The sequence below is a fragment of the Mesorhizobium sp. M0626 genome (assembly GCF_040320665.1).
Classification (GTDB): domain Bacteria; phylum Pseudomonadota; class Alphaproteobacteria; order Rhizobiales; family Rhizobiaceae; genus Mesorhizobium.
In genome coordinates, this window is sequence record NZ_JAMYQD010000006.1 from 47,631 (window position 1) to 68,981 (window position 21,351).

17 protein-coding genes, 1 tRNA gene and 2 pseudogenes are annotated in these 21,351 nt (G+C 63.4%); 13 read left to right on the forward strand and 7 right to left on the reverse strand.

The features are described 5' to 3' along the window. Positions 1–53 precede the first annotated feature (53 nt). The 3 genes from NKI37_RS08850 to tkt form a co-directional block, all read right to left on the reverse strand. Entirely contained in the window at positions 54–1,940 is a 1,887-nt protein-coding gene (locus NKI37_RS08850; protein WP_023696439.1) for a potassium/proton antiporter, read from the reverse strand. Between the two features lie 206 nt (positions 1,941–2,146). Beyond that, positions 2,147–3,157: a type I glyceraldehyde-3-phosphate dehydrogenase gene (gene gap / locus NKI37_RS08855; RefSeq protein ID WP_023748339.1), complete on the reverse strand. Its 1,011-nt coding sequence runs from the start codon at positions 3,155–3,157 to the stop codon at positions 2,147–2,149. Between the two features lie 155 nt (positions 3,158–3,312). Continuing rightward, a complete protein-coding gene (tkt, locus tag NKI37_RS08860) occupies positions 3,313–5,304 on the reverse strand; it encodes a transketolase (RefSeq protein WP_023832011.1) in 1,992 nt (663 codons plus the stop codon). A 273-nt stretch (positions 5,305–5,577) separates the two neighbouring features. On the opposite strand from tkt, the gene NKI37_RS08865 reads away from it, so the two are divergent. The 4 genes from NKI37_RS08865 to NKI37_RS08880 all read left to right on the forward strand — a co-directional run bounded on the left by NKI37_RS08865 (position 5,578) and on the right by NKI37_RS08880 (position 8,096). After that, on the forward strand, positions 5,578–5,850 hold the full coding sequence (locus tag NKI37_RS08865) for a DUF4164 domain-containing protein (protein ID WP_023670128.1): 273 nt from the start codon (positions 5,578–5,580) through the stop codon (positions 5,848–5,850). Between the two features lie 12 nt (positions 5,851–5,862). Further along, positions 5,863–6,228 carry a cell division protein ZapA gene (locus NKI37_RS08870; protein ID WP_023670127.1) on the forward strand — a complete coding sequence of 122 codons (366 nt, stop codon included), beginning with the start codon at positions 5,863–5,865 and terminating at the stop codon, positions 6,226–6,228. Positions 6,229–6,418: 190 nt separating this feature from the next. Further along, entirely contained in the window at positions 6,419–7,078 is a 660-nt protein-coding gene (locus NKI37_RS08875; protein ID WP_023670126.1) for a peroxiredoxin, read from the forward strand. Positions 7,079–7,223: 145 nt separating this feature from the next. Further along, a complete protein-coding gene (locus NKI37_RS08880; RefSeq protein WP_352790745.1) occupies positions 7,224–8,096 on the forward strand; it encodes an MBL fold metallo-hydrolase in 873 nt (290 codons plus the stop codon). 294 nt (positions 8,097–8,390) lie between these two features. Here the strand turns inward: NKI37_RS08880 and rpoH are convergent, their stop codons facing one another. Both rpoH and NKI37_RS08890 read right to left on the reverse strand, forming a co-directional pair. Then, positions 8,391–9,302 (reverse strand): RNA polymerase sigma factor RpoH, encoded by a 912-nt coding sequence (gene rpoH, locus NKI37_RS08885; protein WP_023670124.1) that lies wholly within the window; start codon positions 9,300–9,302, stop codon positions 8,391–8,393. 188 nt (positions 9,303–9,490) lie between these two features. Next, positions 9,491–10,549: an RluA family pseudouridine synthase gene (locus tag NKI37_RS08890; protein WP_352791604.1), complete on the reverse strand. Its 1,059-nt coding sequence runs from the start codon at positions 10,547–10,549 to the stop codon at positions 9,491–9,493. 25 nt (positions 10,550–10,574) lie between these two features. Here NKI37_RS08890 and NKI37_RS08895 point away from each other — a divergent pair, with 25 nt between their 5' ends. The 6 genes and pseudogenes from NKI37_RS08895 (at position 10,575) to tolA (ending at position 14,208) form a co-directional block, all read left to right on the forward strand. Next, positions 10,575–10,955 carry a hypothetical protein gene (locus NKI37_RS08895; RefSeq protein ID WP_023748342.1) on the forward strand — a complete coding sequence of 127 codons (381 nt, stop codon included), beginning with the start codon at positions 10,575–10,577 and terminating at the stop codon, positions 10,953–10,955. Positions 10,956–10,968: 13 nt separating this feature from the next. Then, positions 10,969–11,376, forward strand: a complete 408-nt coding sequence (locus NKI37_RS08900) for a VOC family protein (protein WP_023818426.1) — start codon at positions 10,969–10,971, stop codon at positions 11,374–11,376. Positions 11,377–11,468: 92 nt separating this feature from the next. Next, positions 11,469–11,543 (forward strand) — tRNA-Glu (locus NKI37_RS08905). 591 nt (positions 11,544–12,134) lie between these two features. Beyond that, complete coding sequence (locus NKI37_RS08910; RefSeq protein WP_352791602.1) at positions 12,135–12,716, forward strand: VOC family protein; 582 nt, start codon at positions 12,135–12,137, stop codon at positions 12,714–12,716. Between the two features lie 25 nt (positions 12,717–12,741). Beyond that, entirely contained in the window at positions 12,742–13,623 is an 882-nt protein-coding gene (locus tag NKI37_RS08915; protein ID WP_352791600.1) for a glutathione S-transferase family protein, read from the forward strand. A gap of 215 nt (positions 13,624–13,838) precedes the next feature. Then, positions 13,839–14,208, forward strand: a pseudogene (gene tolA / locus NKI37_RS08920) (cell envelope integrity protein TolA). 109 nt (positions 14,209–14,317) lie between these two features. Here the strand turns inward: tolA and NKI37_RS08925 are convergent. Further along, entirely contained in the window at positions 14,318–14,533 is a 216-nt protein-coding gene (locus tag NKI37_RS08925; RefSeq protein ID WP_023670117.1) for a hypothetical protein, read from the reverse strand. Between the two features lie 291 nt (positions 14,534–14,824). Between NKI37_RS08925 and NKI37_RS08930 the strand changes: the two genes are divergently transcribed. Further along, on the forward strand, positions 14,825–15,736 hold the full coding sequence (locus tag NKI37_RS08930) for a DUF2865 domain-containing protein (protein WP_352791595.1): 912 nt from the start codon (positions 14,825–14,827) through the stop codon (positions 15,734–15,736). A 118-nt stretch (positions 15,737–15,854) separates the two neighbouring features. Here the strand turns inward: NKI37_RS08930 and NKI37_RS08935 are convergent, their stop codons facing one another. Next, positions 15,855–16,211, reverse strand: coding sequence for a hypothetical protein (locus NKI37_RS08935; protein WP_023696429.1), 357 nt, complete (start codon positions 16,209–16,211; stop codon positions 15,855–15,857). Between the two features lie 188 nt (positions 16,212–16,399). Between NKI37_RS08935 and NKI37_RS31935 the strand changes: the two are divergent. Both NKI37_RS31935 and NKI37_RS08940 read left to right on the forward strand, forming a co-directional pair. Further along, a pseudogene (locus tag NKI37_RS31935) lies at positions 16,400–17,779 on the forward strand (PAS-domain containing protein); the annotation flags it as partial. A gap of 119 nt (positions 17,780–17,898) precedes the next feature. Continuing rightward, a complete protein-coding gene (locus tag NKI37_RS08940) occupies positions 17,899–20,952 on the forward strand; it encodes a PAS domain-containing hybrid sensor histidine kinase/response regulator (RefSeq protein ID WP_502896408.1) in 3,054 nt (1,017 codons plus the stop codon). Positions 20,953–21,351 lie beyond the last annotated feature (399 nt).

Here is a 21,351-nt window from a genome sequence, read left to right on the forward strand (position 1 = left end):
CAAGGCGAAGGCTGTCGTGATGATGCGGGACGTCAGCGTGAACCGATCGCTTGTCAGCCTTCGGTCGTTATCTTTTCCGCCGTCGGCTCAAGGGCCTTCTCATTGGCTATCGCCTCTGCAGTCTGCGTCTCGGTCGGCTTGTGCCAGTTGCGGATGAAGGCGGAGACCCGATCGCCGATCTCGCCGGCGCTCAGGAACACCGGAACCCGCGCCACCGGCGCGGTCGGCTCGAAGGACAGGCCGAGACCGGTGATCTTGCCCTTGTCGTCGACGTCGCGGACGATCAATTCGATCGGGCCGATCAGCACCCGGTCGGCATATTCGGCATGGCCGCCGAGCCGCGCGGTCACCAGCGCGCCGACGGTGAGCTTCTGCTCGGCTTCGCTCAATCCCGGAGTGTATGCGGCCTCGAGCTCTGCGGCCGAGCGGGCGGGATCGACGGCAAAGGCGCCGAAGAAGTCGGCATCCTCGGGGTCGACTACGGCGCGGCTGGCAAACAGCTTGTCAAGCAGGCGCGGATAGCGGTCGGGCACGAAGATGTAGACCTGGTCGCCGGCCGCGAGCCGGCCCATGTCCTGGAAACGCATCGAGCGGCCGTCGCGCAGCACCAGCGAGGGCCGTGCCCAGCGCGGGATGCGCTCGCCGCGCGCCACCGGGCTGCCGGGCGCGACGCGGTAGGCGAGCAGTTCGTGGTGGGCGGAGCCCGGCAGTTCGAGTTCGACCTTGTCGAGCGGCCCGAGTCTCGCCGGCACGATCAGGCCGAGCCGGCGCGCCAGCGGACCGACCGACCAGCCCTGCACCACCAGCGATACCAGCACGATGATGAAGGCGACGTTGAAGATGGTGCGGCCGTTCTCCAGTCCGCCGAGCAGTGGGGTGATGGCAAGCAGGATGGACACGGCGCCGCGCAGGCCGACCCAGGAGACGAAGGCGATCTCGGGACGCGGCAGGCGGAACGGGATCAGGCAGAGCCAGACGGCGACAGGGCGCGCGACAAACATCAGGAACAGGCCGAGCAGCACCGCCGGCACCATGATCGCCGGAAACTGCGAGGGTGTCGCGAACAGGCCGAGGATCAGGAACATGATGATCTGTGCCAGCCACGACATGCCGTCCTGGAAGCGCTTCAGGATGGTGACGGCGCGGATGTCGGAGTTGCCGGCAATCAGCCCGGCGAGATAGACCGCCAGGAAGCCCGAGCCGCCAATGGCGCCGGCGGCGGCGAACACCATCAGTGACAGGGTCAGCACGAAGATCGGCAGCAAGCCATGGTCGAGGTTGAGCCGGTCGACGAGGCGCACGATGCCGAGCCCGCCAAGCACGCCGACGACGGCGCCGAGCCCCATATTGAGGAGGAAGCCGAGGATCAGGTCGGTGACCAGCACATGGGTCTCGGGATTGGCGTGGGCGGCGATGATCTCGACCAGCGTGATGGTCAGGAAGATGGCGATCGGGTCGTTGGTGCCGGATTCGACTTCCAGTGTCGCGCGCACGCGCTCGCGCAGATTGATTTCGCCGGCGCGCAGCAGGAAGAACACCGCAGCCGCATCGGTCGAGGCGACGGCAGCTCCAAGCAGGAAGGATTCCAGCCAGCTGAGGTCGAGCAGGTAATAGGCGGCGGCGCCGAACAGGCCAGTGGTCAGGATTACGCCAAAGGTCGCCAGCGACAGCGCCGGGCCGGCCGCCTGGCGCAGCGCGTTGAGCGGCGTGCCGAAACCGGAATCGAACAGGATGACCGCCAGCGCCAGTGAGCCGGCAAAATATGCCACGCGCGCATTGTCAAATTCGATACCGAGACCATCGACGCCGCTGGCGAGGCCGATGCAGAGGAAGAGCAGCAGCAAAGGGGCGCCGAAGCGGAAGGCGATCAGGCTCGAGAACGCTGCGGCGACGACTAGCGCTGTGCCGACCAGCGTGACGAGATAGATCGCATGCTCCATCCGTGATTTGCCCCTCGAATTCCTCTTTCTACCGATTCACGGGAGAGTGGGGCGAAGGAATGGCCGGTGCAAGGCGCAAGGATGGCTTTTTGCCTTATGCCGCTGATTTTCCGGCGTTTGGCGGCTCGGCGCGCCTTGCCCGGCGCGCTGACGAAAAACGCCCGGGCACAGCCGGGCGTTCGAAGCTGCGAGACGATGCCTTCAGATCAGGCGATGGTCTTGCCGAAGGCGACCGAGGTGTCGGCCATGCGGTTGGAGAAGCCCCACTCATTGTCGTACCAGGACAGCACCGAAACGAAGTTGCCGTCCATGACCTTGGTCTGGTCGAGCGCCAGGATCGACGAGCGCGGATCGTGGTTGAAGTCGATCGACACATTCGGATGATGGGTGACGCCGAGAATGCCCTTCAGCTTGCCGTTGGAGGCAGCGATCACCGCTTCGTTTACCTCCTGCACGGTGGTGGCGCGCTTGGCGATGAACTTGAAGTCGACAACCGAGACGTTGGGGGTCGGCACGCGGATCGAGATGCCGTCGAGCTTGCCCTTGAGGTCGGGCAGCACCAGGCCGATCGCCTTGGCCGCACCGGTCGAGGTCGGGATTTGCGACAGGGCAGCCGCGCGGCCGCGGTAGAGATCCTTGTGCATGGTGTCCAGCGTCGGCTGGTCGCCGGTGTAGGAGTGGATCGTCGTCATCATGCCCTTTTCGATGCCGACGGTCTCGTGCAGCACTGCGGCCAGCGGCGCCAGGCAGTTGGTGGTGCAGGACGCATTCGAAATGACGATGTGGTCCTTGGTCAGCTTGTCGTGGTTGATGCCGTAGACGACGGTGAGGTCAGCACCTTCGGCAGGCGCGGAGACGACGACGCGCTTGGCGCCGGCGGTCAAATGCGCGGCAGCCTTGTCGCGGGCGGTGAAGATGCCGGTGCATTCGAGCGCGATGTCGATGCCGAGCTCCTTCCACGGCAGCTGCGCCGGGTCCTTGATCGCGGTGACCTTGAAGGTCTCCTTGCCGACGGTGATCTGGTCGCCCGAGACCGACACTTCGTGCGGGAAGCGGCCGTGCACGCTGTCATAGCGCAGCAGATGCGCGTTGGTCTCGACCGGGCCGAGGTCGTTGACGGCGACGACGTCGATGTCCTTGCGGCCGGATTCATGGATGGCGCGCAGGATGTTGCGGCCGATGCGGCCAAATCCGTTGATGGCAACTCTGACGGTCATTTTACTCTCCCTGGGAGCTGGAGGCGGCAGATGGGTCCGCAGCTTCATAGCGGCGGATGGCACAAGAATCCAGCCGCAGAAGGCCGAATTTAAATCGATTAGGTTGGTCCAGCCCCGCGAATCCGCCTTGGAGGTGCGCGGGACTGACCCTGATCTTACTTGCCGTGCAGGCGGGCTTCCGCCGCCTTGGCCGCGGCTTCGGCGGTGATGCCGAAATGCGGGTAGAGCTGCTCGATGGTGCCGGAAGCGCCGAAGCCGGTCATGCCGATGAAGATGCCGTCGGAGCCGATCAGGTGATCCCAGCCCTGACGGATGCCGGCCTCGATCGCCATCTTGATCGGCGCGTTGCCGATCGTCTCCTTGCGATAGGCGTCGCTCTGCTGGTCGAACAGTTCGAAGCAAGGCACCGAGACGACGCGGGTCGGGTGCCCATGCTTTTCAAGCAAATCACGGGCGCCGAGCGCGATCTCGACCTCGGAGCCGGTCGCGAAGATCGTCACCGCCGCTTCGCCGCTCGCCGCGGCCAGTTCATAGGCGCCCTGGCTCGAGAGGTTCCTGGCCGAGTGCTCGGTGCGCACCGTCGGCAGGTTCTGGCGGGTCAGCGCCAGGGTGGACGGGGTCTTTTCCGATTCAATGGCAATCTGCCAGCATTCGGCGGTTTCCACCGCGTCGGCCGGACGGAAGACATTGTGGTTGGGGATGGCGCGGAGCGCCGCCAGGTGCTCGACCGGCTGGTGGGTCGGGCCGTCTTCGCCCAAACCGATCGAATCATGGGTCATGACGAAGATCGAGCGGATGCCCATCAGCGACGCCAGCCGCATCGACGGACGGGCATAGTCGGAGAAGCACATGAAGGTGCCACCGTAGGCGATGAGGCCGCCATGCAGCGTCAGGCCGTTGAGGGCGGCCGCCATGCCATGCTCGCGGATGCCGTAGTGGACATAGCGCTGGCCGTAATCGTCCGGCGTGATGTTCTTGGTCTGGCTGGTCTTGGTGTTGTTGGAGCCCGTCAGGTCGGCAGAGCCGCCGATGGTTTCCGGCACCGCGCCGTTGATGACTTCCAGCGCCATTTCCGACGATTTGCGGGTGGCGACCTTCGGCTTGTCGGCCGACAGCTTCTTCTTGTAGTCGGCAATGACGGCATCGAAATTCGACGGCAGCTTGCCGGCGAGGCGGCGCTCGAACTCGGCCTTCAGCTCGGGCTTGGCCTTGGCGAGCCGGCCTTCCCAGTCGGTGCGCGGCTTGACGCCGGCCTTGCCGGCGGTGCGCCAGGAGTCGAGAATGTCGGCCGGAATTTCGAAGGGCGGCGAGTCCCAGTTGAAGAATTTCCGCGCGCCTGCGATCTCGTCGGCGCCGAGCGGCGAACCGTGCGCCTTGTTGGTGCCGGCCTTGGTCGGGGCGCCGAAGCCGATGGTCGTCTTGCAGGCGATCATCGTCGGCTTGTCGGAATGGCGGGCGGCTTCGATGGCGTAGGCGATCGCCTCGGGGTCGGTGCCGTCAATGTGGCTGGCGTTCCAGCCCGAGGCCTGGAAGCGGGCGACCTGGTCGGTGTTGTCTGCAAGCGAAACCGGACCGTCGATTGAGATGTTGTTGTTGTCCCAGAAGACGATCAGCTTGTTGAGCTTGAGGTGGCCGGCCAGCGCGATGGCTTCCTGGGAAACACCTTCCATCAGGCAGCCGTCGCCGGCCAGCACATAGGTGTAGTGGTCGACGAGGTCGTTGCCGAAGGCGGCGTTCATGATGCGCTCGCCGAGCGCGAAGCCGACCGAATTGGCGAGACCCTGGCCGAGCGGGCCGGTCGTCGTCTCGATGCCGGTGGCATGGCCGTATTCGGGATGGCCGGCAGTCTTGGAACCCAGCTGGCGGAAATGCTTGATCTGGTCGAGGGTCATGTCCTCGTAACCGGTCAGATGCAGCAGCGAGTAGAGCAGCATAGAACCGTGGCCGGCCGACAGGATGAAGCGGTCTCGGTCCGGCCAATGGGGGTTCTTCGGATCATATTTCAGAAAGCGGGTGAACAGCACTGTGGCGATGTCGGCGCAGCCCATGGGCAGGCCGGGATGGCCGGACTGGGACTTCTCGACGGCGTCCATGGAGAGAAAACGGATCGCATTGGCCATCCGGTCATGTTGTTCACGCGACGTCATGGTACCTCCGGGGTGGGGATTTGTGGGCTTGGCAGAGCCCAGGAAAGAGTGCGCGACACATAGCAGCCACGGGCTTTTAGTCAACAAATCGGCTGCACATTTGCCGGTCTTGTGATGGCTTTGAGACCTTATGGGGCGACCTACATTAGCGTTAGCGGGGGACAGTCGCGAGAGCTTTGTTGACGTTGCCTTCACCCGGTGCCTAATGTTTCCTTGTTAACGCGTTCTGAACGCGAAGCGATTCGGTGATGGGCAGGGCACAGGACGAAGGCCATGACCGGCGAAACCACACTCAAGGAAGTCATCCACAGGCTGGGCAAGGCCATCGAGGGGCTGGAAAACGCCGTCGCGGCCAAGCTCGAGCACGAGCGCGACTATTCCGAAGCCGAGGCTGAGGTGCAGCGCATGAACGCCGACCGTTCACGGCTGGCGCAGGAACTCGACAATTCCGAAGCCCGCGCCGAACGGCTGGAAGATGCCAACAAGGAAGTGTCGCGCCGCTTGGTGACCGCCATGGAAACCATCCGCGCGGTGCTGGACAGGTAGGAGCTGCAGGCCATGGCACAGGTCACGGTTTCCATCGACGGCAAGCAGTATCGCATGGCTTGCGACGAGGGTCAGGAAGAGCACCTGATCGACCTCGCCGAGCGGTTCGACCGTTATGTCTCGCATCTGAAGGATTCGTTCGGCGAGATCGGCGACCAGCGGCTGACGGTGATGGCCGGCATCATGGTGATGGACGAGCTTTCGGAGCTGCAGAAGCGGGTCAAGGGCATGGAGACCGAAGTGCAGACGCTGCGCAAGACTCGCGACGAAGCGCTGACCAAGGCCGACAAGAACGACACCGTGCTGACCAGCGCGCTCGGCGCGCTCGCCCAGCGCATGGAAGACCTGGCCACGTCGCTGGCGGTCAACAAGGCCTGAGCCTTCCCCGCACAAACGAAAGATTGTCGGCCCAACGTCGGTCCGTAGAACGAAAGTGCTCGTTCCGTCGCCAATAATAGTTTCCTATTGTCCTGCAGCCGCGATTTTTGCGCTAAGATGCGGGAATGCCGGAGCGTTGACGCCGTCCACGGCCGCTCCTGACGAAATCTGTTGCTGGGGAAATAATGCCATGAGCCTTCGTATCAACGACATCGCGCCTGACTTCACCGCCGAGACCACGCAAGGGCCGATCAAGTTTCATGACTGGATCGGCGACGGCTGGGCGATCCTGTTCAGCCATCCGAAGAATTTCACCCCGGTCTGCACCACCGAGCTGGGCACGATGGCGGGGCTCGAAGGCGAGTTCAAGAAGCGCAACGTCAAGGTCATCGGCATTTCCGTCGATCCCGTTGCGAGCCACGACAAGTGGCAGGCCGACATCAAGACGGCGACCGGCCAGACGGTGAACTACCCGCTGATCGGCGACAAGGACCTCAAGGTGGCCAAGCTTTATGACATGCTGCCGGCGGGCGCCGGCGAGACGTCGGAAGGCCGCACGCCGGCCGACAACGCCACGGTGCGCTCGGTCTATGTCATCGGGCCGGACAAGAAGATCAAGCTGGTGCTGACTTACCCAATGACGACGGGCCGCAACTTCGACGAGATCCTGCGCGCGGTCGATTCCATGCAGCTGACGGCCAAGCACCAGGTGGCGACGCCGGCCAACTGGAAGCAGGGCGAGGATGTGATCATCACCGCCGCGGTTTCGAACGAAGATGCGGTCAAGCGTTTTGGCGCTTTCGAGACGATCCTGCCCTATCTCAGGAAGACCAAGCAGCCGTCAGCCTAGGTTTTCTCCGTCGGAGCTATTTGGGGCTTCAGTCCTATTTGTGGCAAGGCGTGCTTGACCGGCGCGCTTTGCCAGATGACCATGCTCTTGTTCAACCCGACGGAGAAAACGGTTCCTGTCGGGCAAGGGGCAGGGGGGCCGGACATTGGACATCGCTTCGGCCAAACCTGAGGTCGCCGGCTTCTACGACAAGCCGACCGGCGCCATCCAGTATGTCGTCACCGACCCGGTGACGAGACGCTGCGCCGTCATCGACCCGATCCTCGATTTCGACGAAAAATCCGGCGCGACGGCGACGAAGAATGCCGACGCCTTGCTGGATTTTATCCGCGAAAACGGGCTGGAGCTCGAGTGGATCCTGGACACCCATCCGCATGCCGATCATTTCTCGGCGGCGCACTATCTCCGGGAAAAGACCGGCGCGCCGACGGCGATCGGCGACAGGATCATCGAAGTCCAGGCGCTGTGGAAGGCGATCTACAACTGGCCGGATTTCCCCGCAGACGGCTCGCAGTGGGACCGGCTGTTTGGGGAAGGCGAAACGTTCATGATCGGCAACCTGCGGGTCAAGGTGCTGTTCTCGCCCGGCCACACGCTCGCCTCGATCACCTATGTCGTCGGCGACGCCGCCTTCGTCCACGACACGCTGTTCATGCCCGACAGCGGCTCGGCAAGGACGGACTTTCCCGGCGGCAGTGCCGCGCGGCTGTGGCATTCGATTGAGGGCATTCTGGCGCTGCCGGACGATACGCGCGTGTTCGTCGGCCACGACTATCAGGCCGGCGGCCGCGAGCCGTGCTGGGAGAGCACGGTCGCCGAGCAGAGGGCAAAGAATATCCACCTCGTTGCGGCGCGCAGCGAAGCCGAGTTCGTCGACTTGCGCGAAGCGCGCGACAAGACACTGCCGATGCCGCGGCTGATCCTGCATGCGCTGCAGGTCAACATGAATGGTGGACGGCTGCCGGAACCGGAGGCCAATGGGAGGCGGTATCTGAAGTTTCCGCTTGATGGGCTTTGAGAAGGCAGTGGCGAAGCTGCCGATCTCCCCCCTTGCGGGGGAGATGCCCGGCAGGGCAGAGGGGGGGTGCTGTCCCGCTGACCTTTGGCTGTGTGCTCGAACAATTCCAGGTTGGGGATAGTTAAAATCGCAAGCTGCGATCCGTCACGCCCCCCTCTGTCCTGCCGGACATCTCCCCCTCAAGGGGGGAGATCAGCTGTTGTCCGACTTTCGCTAACCGCCGACGGACGACAAAACAAAAAAGGCGGCGCCGGTTTCCCGACGCCGCCTTCTGTTCCTTAACCGAACCCAGCCTTAGGCCGCCGGCTGCGCCTCGATCGTGCGCAGCGCCTGCATCTGGCGCTTGGCGGCGGCCTTGACCGCGTCCTGCACCTTCTCGAAGGCGCGCACCTCGATCTGGCGCACGCGCTCGCGGCTGATGTCGAACTCGGACGACAGTTCTTCCAGCGTCAGCGGCTCCTCGGCGAGGCGGCGGGCCTCGAAGATGCGCCGCTCACGATCGTTGAGCACGGCCAGAGCGCCCGACAGCATGCCGCGGCGGTTTTCCAGTTCGTCCTGCTCGATCAGCATGTCTTCCTGGCTTTCGTGGTCATCGACCAGCCAGTCCTGCCATTCGCCGGATTCACCTTCGCTGGCGCGGATCGGCGCGTTCAGCGACGCGTCGCCCGACAGGCGGCGGTTCATCGACACGACTTCGGCTTCCGACACGTTCAGCCTGGTGGCGATCTCGGTGATCTGGTCGGGCTTGAGGTCGCCATCGTCCAGCGCCTGGATCTTGCCCTTCACCTTGCGCAGGTTGAAGAACAGGCGCTTCTGATTGGCGGTCGTGCCCATCTTGACCAGGCTCCACGAGCGCAGGATGTACTCCTGGATCGAGGCCTTGATCCACCACATGGCGTAGGTCGCGAGGCGGAAGCCACGCTCGGGTTCGAATTTCTTGACGGCCTGCATCAGGCCGACATTGCCTTCCGAGATCACTTCGCCGATCGGCAAGCCGTAGCCGCGATAGCCCATGGCAATCTTGGCAACAAGCCGAAGGTGGCTGGTGACGAGCTTGTGCGCAGCGCTGGTGTCTTCATGCTCGGCGTAACGCTTGGCGAGCATGTACTCTTCCTGCGGCTGAAGCATCGGAAAGCGGCGGATTTCTTCCAGGTAGCGGCTGAGGCCGCCTTCGCCGGAAACAATACTAGGTAGTGACTGGGCCATGATTGCGCCCCCTCTCTATTGGAGTGATGCCCCCGAAACGCGGCGGGCATGTGACGCGAGCACCAAAAGGCTCGCCCGCGGCAACTGATTTATATAGGAACAAAACCAGAAAAGACAGGCATTTGTTCAACACGAAACAGTGTGTCACGCTGAAGTGAACAATGCCGCTCAGGTTTTAGCTGGCTGGTTCAGAGCTTGCGGAAGCCGCCGACGAGTTCCTCCATGTCCCCCGGTATCGGCGCCTCGAACCTCATCGACAAATGGGTAGCCGGGTGCCGAAATGCAAGAAGCCAGGCATGCAAAGCTTGCCTGGAAAATGCCTTGACCTGACCCTTCAGCAGTTCGGGCAGCCGGTTGGCCTTGGTGCGGAAGGCCTGGCCGTAATCGGGGTCGCCGATGACGGGATGGCCGATATGGGCCATGTGGACGCGGATCTGGTGGGTGCGGCCGGTTTCCAGCCGGCATTCGACCAGGCTGGCGGTGGCGAACGCCTGCTGGCCCTCGCCGAAACGCTCCTTGACGGTGAAATTGGTCACGGCGTGGCGGGCATCGTCACGGCCTTCCGGCACGACGGCGCGGCGCACGCGGTCGGCGGCACGGCCAAGCGGCGCGTCGACCGTTCCGGTCGGCCGTGGAGGGATGCCCCAGACCAGCGCCAAATAAGCACGTTCGAGGTCGCCGGTGCGGCCGTGGTCGGCAAAGGCCTCCGACAGCGCCTTGTGGGCGCGGTCGGTCTTGGCCACCACCATGACGCCGCTGGTTTCCTTGTCGAGGCGATGGACGATGCCCGGCCGCCTGACGCCGCCAATGCCTGAGAGACTGTCGCCGCAATGGTGGATCAGGGCGTTGACCAGCGTGCCGGTCCAGTTGCCGGCGCCGGGATGGACGACGAGGCCAGCCGGCTTGTTGATGACGATCAGCTCGTCGTCCTCATAAAGCACGTCGAGCGCGATGGCCTCGCCCTGCGGTTCGGCCGGTTCCGGCTCGGGCATGACGACCGATACGCGCTCGCCGGCACTCATCTTGCGCTTGGTCTCGTCGACCGGCTTGCCGTCGATGGACACCGCGCCCTGCTTGATCAGCATCTGCACGCGGCTGCGCGACATGTCAGGCCCGAGGGCGCCCGCCAGCCACTGGTCGAGGCGCTGGCCGGCCGCTTCCGCGCCGGCTTCGAGCACGGTCGGCGCCGCCTCTATGAATTGTCCAGCCTCTATCAATTCAGGGGTCTCTTCGTTATGAGCGCTCATCGAAAAAGTTCCGGAAAGTTCTGCCATGGCCCGGCCCGTTGCCGATGAAGAAGAAAAGCCGCTCGATCCCGAGATCGAAAAGGTGCGCGGCAGGCTCATCCGCTTCATGGCCATCAATCTCGGCCTGCTTTTGCTGGCCCTTATGGTGGTGATCGCGGCCATTGTCTACAAATCGCGCAAAGCGCCGCCCGCGAACCCGCCGCTCGCCAACGACATTCCAATTCCGCCCGGCGAGCCGCTCGCGGCCGACATAGTGCTCCCGGTCGGAGCCAAGGTGATCAGCCAGGCTCTGTCGGGCAATCGAATTTCAATCGACGCCGAGCTCAGCGACGGCAGCCGCACCATCTTCGTCTACGACATCGCCGAGCGCCGTATCATCGGCCGCTTCGCCATCCGCAACAAATGAGCGGGCCGAAACAATGACCGGGTTTGCCGACCATCGCCGCATAGCAACCGTTACGCTCGTCGTCGCCGATTATGACGAGGCGATTGCCTGGTATGTCGGCAAGCTTGGCTTTGCGCTCTGCGACAACATCGATCTCGGTGACGGCAAGCACTGGGTGACGGTGACGCCGTCGGCCGGGCAAGGCCCCCGGCTGCTTTTGGCGGAAGCGTTGGACGATGTGCAGAAAAGCCGCGTCGGCGACCAGACCGGCGGCCGCGTGGTTTTGTTTCTCGAAACCGACGATTTTGCCAGGGACCATGCGACGATGCTGGAAAACGGCGTCGATTTCCATGAAACGCCACGCCATGAGCCGTACGGCACCGTGGCGGTTTTCGCCGATCTCTACGGCAATCTGTGGGACCTGATCGAGCCGAAACGCTAAGTCCGCAAACCGAGATTGCACAGAAGCGGTCCGGCCGTTCGAAGCCCAGTTGCTTTTTCCAAACCGTCAGCCTATATCGCCGGTTCTTGAACGCGCCCATCGTCTAGCGGTCAGGACACCGCCCTCTCACGGCGGGAACAGGGGTTCGATTCCCCTTGGGCGTACCAAGCAACCGCTTTCCTTCCGCATCATCGACAATTTCGGGCAGCAGCCGCGCGGATCGCGTGTGACCGCGAGGGTCGGCGGCATCAGCGAAAACCCGGCAAATCCGCGTCACAGATACACCCAATTTAAGTCAGACCGCGACGCTTGAAAGCGTAGCGATCTCTGTTACTTGCGGTGCGGGGATAGCATCTGCGGCAACGCGGATTTGGTTGGGCATAGCAGGTATGAGTTCGGCAAAAATGATATGCCCGTGCTGTCACGGCAGCGGGCAGGTTTTCGATTGCTTGAAATGGCGCGAGTCGAAAGGGCATTGCTGCCCGCAAGGCACGCATCGGGCCGGCTGTCCCGGGCAGACGATGGCATGCGCCGAATGCGCGGGCCTGGGTACGCTGGAGGAGGCCGAGCTCAGAGCTGTTGCATAGCCTCAGGTCATGCAACTCAAGCCCCGTTCACCATCCAGCGCCGGCAGTTTCCGCGAGCTTCTGGCGCGGCGCGGCCAATTGCACTAGCATCATGTACGAAGCCTCGCCAAAGGGCGTTGCGGCGCGCAAGACGCCGGGGAACATAGGCGAGGGTCGGCGAGGAGGAGACCGATGCAGAAACTGCAGTCGCAGGGCGTCCATCACATCACCCTCGTCGGCGCCGGCCGCCAGACCTCGATCGATTTCTGGGAGGGCGTGCTCGGCATGCCGTTCATTTTCGAGCAACCCAATCTCGACAAGCCAAGCGAAAGCCATCTCTATTTCGATCCCGGCGACGGCAGGTTGATCACCGTCTTCACCGACGAGAGCCGCACGCCGGTCAAGCGGCGCACGCCCACCGAACCGGGCTGCGTCCATCATATTGCGTTCTCGGTGTCGCGCGTGACCTTCCTGCAGGCGGTCGCCCGGCTCGACGAGCGCGCCATCAAGCACAGCGGCGTCAAGGATCGCGGCTTCATGGATTCGATCTATTTCGAGGATCCGCTCGGCCTTCTGATCGAGCTGGCGTCCTACCGCTTCGAGCCGCCGGCCGGCTTCACCCATGCCGACGTCTTGATGCAGGCGCACAAGCTGCGCGTTGCGCGCGGCGACTACAACATCGCCGAAGTGCACCTTGCCGACGCGATCCAGACGCTGGTCGAGTGGTCGCTCGCGACCTTGTCGGACGACCGGACGCCGAAGAATCCATACTGACGGCCAGCAAAAGGGGAGGACCACAATGGCAAAGACAGTTAAGAGCGCAGGCAAACCAGCGGCCAAGCCAGCAGTAAAAGCGGCAGCGAAGCCGGCCGCAAAGGCGGCCGTAAAGGCCGCGCCGAAGGCAGCCGCAAAGCCGGCCGCGAAAGCCGCGACAAAGCCGGCTGCCAAGAAGTCGGCGACAAAGGCCAAGGCGGCGAAAAAACCGGCGCTGAAGCTCTCGATGCTGAAGCCGAGCGTCAACAACATGACCGTCCGGGTGTTTGCCCGTGCGGCTGGGTTCGACGCCGCCGAGACCGACGCCTGGGGCCACACCCGCTCGCCCGAATATATGGCGCGCAATCCGGCGCATCTGACGCCGATGATCGAGGACAAGGGGCTGCCGCGCGGCGTGCTCTGGGAGAGCTGTGCCATCATGCAGTATCTCGCCAACAAGCACGGACTGGAGAAATTCTATCCCAAGGCGCCGGCCAAGCGGGCGATGGTCGACAGCGCCATGTTCTACCTGATCGGCACGCTCTACCCGTATGTGGCGCGCGCCACCTATCCGGCGCTGGGTTTTCCGCATTACGCCGGCGAGGTCGGCCATAGCGACGCTCATCCGGAGAAGAAGTCCGAGGCGCAGAAGGCCGCCATGGCCGCCATTGCCGAGCCGCTGGAGGTGTTTCACTCCTTCTTCAGGGACGGCAAGCCGTTCATCGGCGGCAAGCACCCGTCGATCGCCGACATACGCCTGGCATCGACGCTGGAGTTCCTGGCCGTCATCGACTATGCGCTGCCAAAATGGGCCAAGGAGTATGTCACGGCGATGGAGAAGAAACTCGGCCAGGCCTATGCCGAGCCGGCCGGCGACGTGCGCGGCTACATCGCCTATGTGAAGTCGCAGGCCAGCGCGCAACGCTAAGGATTCATTAACCAGAACGCTGTCTATTGAAGGCACCGCGCGACCACGGATGTACTGGCGCAAGGGTGAAGGGAAAGGTCGGCGCAATGCCGGCCTTTTGCTTTTCGCCGATGCGCCATCAGGCGCGTCTCATGCTGTAAGACATCAGGCATATTGCCATCGTCTGCTTCGACCCTACCATCATGGTCGGCGGACGACACACGAGGAGCTTTGCGATGAAGGGCGTAGCGAGAGTGTTTGCGATTGCCGGTGTTGTGTTGGTCGGAGGCTACCCGTGCAATGCCGCGCCGCTCGACACGATGGCGGAGGTCGGCGATGCCATCCAGGCGTGCTGGACGCCGCCGGCGGGTGTTGGAAATGCCAGCGTCACCTTGAGCTTCAGCTTCAAGCGCGACGGCACGCTGATCGGTCCGCCGCGGCCGACGGCGATCAAGGTCGATGGCGATGCGGATACCAGGAAGTCGTTCGTCGACGCCGCAACCACTGCCCTGCAAAAGTGCTTGCCGTTGAGCTTTTCGCCGACGCTGGCGCAAGGCGTCGCGGGGCAGTGTCTTCACCGTGCAATTCGCTTCGCCCAAGCAGTAGGCGAGCGGGCGAGCGTTTCACCGTTTCGCCGAAACGGCGACCCGCTCCCTCGTTGTCTTGACGCAATTCCGGACGGAAACCGCTCGCACTTTTCCTGGAATTGCTCTGATCAGTTGTGCGGGCGCCTGATATCCACATGCCGCTGCAGTTCCGGCGCCTCGAAGACGTAGTCGGCCCAGGCGGATTCCGGAATCTGTCCGGCGAGATAGCATTCCAGCAACAGGCTCTGTTCGGGATCGAGCGCTCTCGGCGCCCGCTCATGGTCCAGCCCCAGCGAGTGGAACAGGTTCCTGGTCAGGCCAGAGACAGTGAAGTGAATAGACATCTTCGGTCTCCTTTGCCCGACACAACGCGAGACACCGGAGAAAGGTTTCATCCGCAAGGGCCGATAACGCGGGATCGATGATTGCGGCGGCCTGGGCTCGCCCAAGCCTGGCTACGTCTCAATCTTGAAACAAAAGTGTAATAGCGAATTTACAGGAACCGCATAATACACTCGGCATAAAATACCTGGCGGTTGTTGGCGTCTCTTCAATTAGACTTGCCTCACGCATTGAGGCTCAATCGGCTGGAGCGGCGATCGGCTCCACAGGGGTACAAGGACCAGGTGTCGCCGATGATGCGTTTGTGGCTTGTCGTGACCTTTGCACTGGTGTCGGTAGCGGCAAGCGTCCTGGGCATTTCGGCTTCCGTTGCCGATCCATGCGCCGCGCTCAGGAGCCAGCTGGCACCGTCCGGCCGCAGCGGCGGGATCAGCCCCGAGCTTGCGCAGCTGCGTCGCCAACTTGCGGCGATCCAAGGGCTGGAGAGGCAACGCCGGTGCACGGCGCAAAGTGCGGTGGGCGGGTTCTTCAATGCTTGCGCCGACCTCGCCAAAAGCCGCACACAGGTGCAACGCCAGATCGCCGGCGCCGCGGTTTCGCGCCGGGATGCGTCCGGACTGCAGGCCAGGCTCGTCGCGCTCGGCTGCACGCCCGCCGCCGGGCAACAAAGACAGCGTCCGGCTGGCGCCATGATCGGCAGCAATTCGATGCTGTTTTGCGTTCGTCTCACCGACGGCTATTTCTTCCCGGCGCCGAAATCGCAGTTCGTGCAAGGCGGCGATGTCAAGGAGATGGTCGACCAGTGCCGCTACATCTGCGACGATGCCGGCGTCGACCTGTACACGCTCAGGGACCCAAGCCTTGAAACCGAAGAGATGGTCGCGCTCGATACGCGCACATCCTACAAGGACCTGCCGACGGCCTTCAAATATCGCGGTGATGCGAACTTCAGGGCCTGCGACCTCAAGCGCTATCACCGGCGCGTTGCCGAGCTGAGAGCGCGCACGGTGACGCCAGCCAATATGGCCAACGCGATCATTCCTTTGCCGTCAGCGAAGCCGGATCTTGGCACCGTGGCGCAACTTCTCCAGCCTGGCGCAGACGCTGCAGAGGCCAGGGGCGCCGCCCAGCGACAATCGGTCGAGCCATTGGCCGGCTCGCGGCCGGTCAGGGTGGTCGGGCCGGCTTTCTTCCCGGCGGAGTAACCTGCGCCTAGAGCGTTTCACCGTTTCACCGAAACGGCGAACCGCTCTATGTCTTTGTTTTACGCAATTCCGGACGGAAAACCGTTTCACACTTTTCCTGGAATTGCACTAGTACCAGCTATTCGCAAACCATCCTGTAGCGTTTGCCGGGTTCGCTGACATTCTTGCAGGTGAGCGGATTGGCCGGTTCGGAAGCCATGCTGGGAGGGCTGGACCTGACGTGCCGCCTTGGCGCAGCTATTTGTGTCGTGTGCCTGCGTGCCGCGGGCCGGTAGGGCTCCTGCGGCGGTGGCGTCGGAAACACACCGGCTGCCGCCTGCATCTGGCTGGCCTCAGTCTGCGACGGATCGCGATCCCAGACCCGCCTGATATCGAGCGGCTTCGGGATCACCACCGTGCCGTCATAGCTGCGTGCGCAGCCGCTGCCCGCAAGCAGCGCCAGGCACAGGAAACAAGGCACGATCCAACCGGTCATCAGCAACACCCCCGCTGACTTATAGCCCGGCCGGGGTTCCGCCGACAACCGGCGGAATACCGCAGGGCAATGTGGCTCTGGCCGCAGTCTGGATTGGTTATGGTTAGCGGATCATTAATGCTTCTCGGGCACATTCCGCCGGCGAACCGCTGAGGGGGTTCGGCCTTGGCTTTCGGGGTGGGAACGGGATGGCTGACGGGACTGTTGGAACACGTGGCGGACGCGGTTCCCTAAAAGGGGTGGTGAACGGCGAGGATACGTCCGTCGGGGGTTCGCCCGAAGCGCTGCGCGAACTGGTCGGGGCCGGCGCCGACTGGGTCTGGGAGACCGACGCCGAGCTGCGCTTTTCCTGGCTTTCGGAGAACTACCAGGCCGCCACCGGCATCGATCCCGCCAGCATTCTTGGCCGTTTCCGCTTCGATTTCCTCAAGCAGATGGTGCACGGCAATCGACACGCCGCCGCGCATCTGGAGGATCTGCAGGCGCATCGGCCGTTTCGCGACTTTGTTTATGAGTTGAAGGGCGGCCGTCCCGGCTGCCGCTGGGTTTCGATCACCGGTTCCCCGCGGTTCGACGGCGAAGGCGAATTCATCGGCTATCGCGGCATCGGCCGCAACGTCACGGCACTGGCCGGTGCGCTGGACGAACTGCGGCAGGACGAGAGCGATCCGCCGGCCGGCGAGGCTACGCAGCACCTCGCCGATCTCGAGCGGACAATGGATGCCATGCATATGGGCGTCGTGGTGCTTGACGCGAAGTTCGACACGCTCATCGTCAACAAGGCCTATCGCGAGCTCTCCAGGATCCCCGACGGCGCCGTCACGGTCGGCGCGCCGTTCAGCCTGTTGATGGAACTCAACCGCCGCAACGGCATCTACGGCGATCTCGATGGACAGCAGTGGCAGCACTACCTCGCCACCCGCATCGAGGAGATCAGCGCCGGCTCGGTTGCGCCACGCGAATTTCTCCATGCCAATGGCAGGACGATGATGTTCTCCGTGACGGCGTTGTCCGGCGGCAAGCGGCTGTTGACCTACTACGACGTCTCCGAGCTCAAGCGTCGCGACGCCGAGATCGAGAGTGCCAACGCCAAGATCACCGAGACCTTCGCCAATCTTCGCACGATGGTCGACCAGATGCCGATCGGCGTGCTCGTCCTCGATGCCGACATGCGCGCGGAGGTGATCAACCGCGCCTTCTATGATTTCTGGGAAATCGATCCCCGGCGCGCCGGCATCGGCTGCGGCTTCCGCGAACTGATGCAGGCCAGCCGCGATATGGACCCGTACGGTGCTGACGATGCGGAATGGCAGGACCACATCGCCGAGCGCGAAGCAGAAATCTCGGCCGGCCTGGTGGGCTCCAGGCAACTGCCACGCAATGACGGCCGTACGCTGATTGCCTCGCTGGCGCCGCTCGCCGGCGGCAAAAGGCTGATCTCCTATGTCGACGTCACCAACATGAAGGATCGCGAGGCTGAACTCGCCCAAGCGCTGGAGAAATCGCGGCTGGCCGAGGCGGTGATCAACGGCGTCAAGGACCCGATCTTCGTAAAGGACGACAATCTGCGTTTCGTCTTCGTCAATGAGGCGTTTTCGGCACTGTTCGGACAGAGCCCGCAAGCGATGCCGGCGGCGACTTCCTCAAGCAAAAGGACGCCGCGCAATTCGAAGACAGCGAACGCGCCGTGCTGGCGACCGGCACGCCCTACGAGGTCGAGGAGACTTTCGACGCCGAGGGCGCCAGCCGCTCGCGCATCGTGCGCAAGAACCGCGTCGGCATGCCCAGTGGCCGCAACTATGTCGCCGGTTTCCTGTTCGACATTTCCGACATGAAGCGCCGCGAGACCGAGGCCGAGGACGCGCGCAAGAACCTCGCCACGGTGCTGGAGTCGCTGCCGGCGGCCGTCATCATCTATGACCGCGACGACAAGTTCATCTTTGCCAATCGCAAGCTGCAGGACACGCTGCCGGCGCTGAAACCGGCATGGCAGCCCGGCCGCACCTTCCGCGAGGCGTTGGAACTTGGACATTCCGTGGGATATTTCCGCTTCAGTGGCGATCCGGAGACCGACAAGCTCTATGACGGCGATCGAGACATCTGGCTGGATGCCATTCTCGCCCGCTACCGCCTGCCGAACTCCTCCTACGAACGGAGCAATCCCGACGGCCGCTGGTATCAGGTCTACGATATGCGCACCGAGGACGGCACCTTCATCGGCGTGCGCGTCGACATCTCGGAGATCAAGAGCCGCGAAAAGGCGCTGCAGGAAAGCATGCGCCAGATCGACCTGTTCCGCCACGTCATGGACGAACTGCCGGTCGCCGCCTTCATCAAGGCGCAGGATCTGAGCATGGAATTCGTCAACAAGGCCTGGTGCGCGCTGACCGGCATCCCCAAGGAGGAGGTCATCGGCCGAACCGATCTCCAGCTTTTCGGCATAGACGACGCCGAAACCTACACCCATGACGACACCCAGGTCGTCGTCACCGGCCGCGGCCGCGAGATCGAGGAGCCCGTTACCCATCGCGACGGCACGGTGCGGCAATTGATGACGCGCAAGAGCCGGCTGGTGGCGCTCGATGGGTCGGTGCACCTGGTCGGGTCCAGCACCGACATCACCGACGTCAAGGCGCGCGAGCAGGCGTTGGAAGAGAGCATGCGCGAGAACGAGGTGTTCCGCAATCTCATCGACAACGTGCCGGTGTCGATCTACGCCAAGCGCTCCGACCTCAGGCAGTTCTACGTCAACAAGGGCTGGTGCGACCTCACCGGCCTCCGCAGGGAAGACGCGATCGGCAAGACGGACATCGAGATTTTCGGCGAGGACGGCGAAGCCTTCGTCAACAGCGATCTCGCCGTGCTGCGCACAGGCGATACACAGGAGATCGAGGAAACGGTGACGCTTGCCGACGGCAGCGTGCGCCACCAGTTCGCCCGCAAGGGCGCGATGATCGCGTCCGATGGTTCGCTCTATCTGATTGGGTCGACCACCGACATCACCGAACTGAAGCTGCGCGAGGCCGAACTGCGCGAGGCGCGCCAGCGCGCCGTACTGGCCGACCGCGCCAAGTCGGAATTCCTGGCCAATATGAGCCACGAGATCCGCACGCCGATGAACGGCGTACTCGGCATGGCCGAGTTGCTGGCCAAATCCGACCTCGATCCCAAGCAGAAGACGTTCACCGACATCATCGTCAAATCGGGTAACGCGCTCTTGACCATCATCAACGACATACTGGACTTCTCCAAGATCGATGCCGGACAGCTGGTGCTCGACCCTGCGCCCTTCAACCTGCCCGAAGCGATCGAGGATGTGGCGACGCTGATATCGACGCGCGCCAAGGAGAAGGACCTCGAGCTCATCGTGCGCGTCGAGCCGGGCCTGGAAAGCCTGTTCGTCGGCGATGTCGGTCGCATGAGGCAGATCGTCACCAATCTGGTCGGCAACGCGGTGAAGTTTACCGACGAAGGCCACGTGCTGGTCGACGTGACCGGACAAAGGGGGCCGACGGGGACAAAGCTTACCGTTTCGGTCACCGACACCGGCATCGGCATTCCGCAGCAGAAACTGAAGCTCGTCTTCGAAAAATTCAGTCAGGCCGACACCTCGTCGACCAGACGCCACGAAGGCACGGGGCTCGGGCTCGCCATCACCTCGCGGCTGGTCGAGTTGATGGGCGGCGAGATCGGTGTCGAGAGCGCCGAAGGCAAGGGCTCGACCTTCTGGTTCACCGTGACATTGCCCAGGGCCGAGGAACAGACCGGACGGCGGATCATGCCGGTCGACGTGACCGGCTCACGGGTGCTGATCGTCGACGACAATGCCGTCAACCGATCGATCCTGAGCGAGCAGATGGCGTCATGGACCTTCGATTCCTGCGCCGCCGAAAGCGGACCCGAAGGGCTCAAGGTGCTGGTCGCCGCGGCTGCCTACGGCGTGCCGGTCGATTGCGTCGTGCTCGATTATCAGATGCCGGGGATGAGCGGCGCCGAGATGGCGCGCGTCGTGCGCAGCACCGCAGGGCTGGCCGACACGCCGATCATCATGCTGACTTCGGTCGACCAGTCGCTCGCCAACACCAGCTATCGCGATCTCGGCATCGACGCCCAGCTAATCAAGCCGGCGCGTTCCTCGGTGCTTCTGGAAACGCTGGTCGCCACCATCCAGCGGCACCATCACAATATCACAGACGGCCGTGTGCTGCCGGCGGCAAGCAGCGGTTCCGGCGGCGGCAGGAACGAACCGTCGCCGGCAAAGCCGCCGCTCGCTGCCTCGGAACGCGCCCTGCTGCAACCGCCGCCGGTTCGTGCCCGCGCCCGGGCCGCCGGGGATGAACGTCGGCTCGACATCCTCGTTGCGGAGGACAATGAAGTGAACCAGATGGTGTTCACCCAGATAATCGGCGAAACCGGCTACAGTTTCGAAATCGTCGGCAACGGCCGCAAGGCGCTTGATGCCTTCGGCCGGCTTAATCCGCGCATGATCCTGATGGACGTCTCGATGCCGGAGATGAACGGGCTCGAGGCCACCGCCGCAATTCGCCGGCTGGAAGAACATACGGGTATGCATATCCCGATCGTCGGCGTCACCGCGCATGCCTTGAAGGGCGACCGTGAGCGCTGCCTGGAAGCCGGCATGGACGACTATCTGCCCAAGCCGATCAGCCCCAGGGCGCTGCTCGAAAAGGTCGAGCGCTGGGTCGGCATATCAGGCGAAGCCCAACGAGACGCTGGATAGCAACCTGCGGCGCCGGCCGGGATTCGGCCGCGCCGCAACAGCCAAGGCTATGGTGCGATCGCACCATATCAAAGCTGGCGCCCAGTCAGGACAATGGTCGCAACGAAACCGCTCATTCAGTTACGGGCGGGAGCAAGCGACCGCCGACAAGAAACAGCGTCGAATCTACCCCAACGGACCTGTTTTTGGCGATGGCTCGGCCAAAATTCGCTCTGGCCACGGGCAACGCGCTCCCGTCCGGTTTTTCTTTCTCGGCATCGCGGCCTGCGATCTGCCGGGACTTGATGCCAGCACGAATCGCGCAAGCGTCTGATTCCAGCGGCAACTTCCATCCCCACAAACCGGCTTAAAGGCTGCGGCTCACGAGGCGTCTGTGCGACGTTACCGGGCTGACACGAA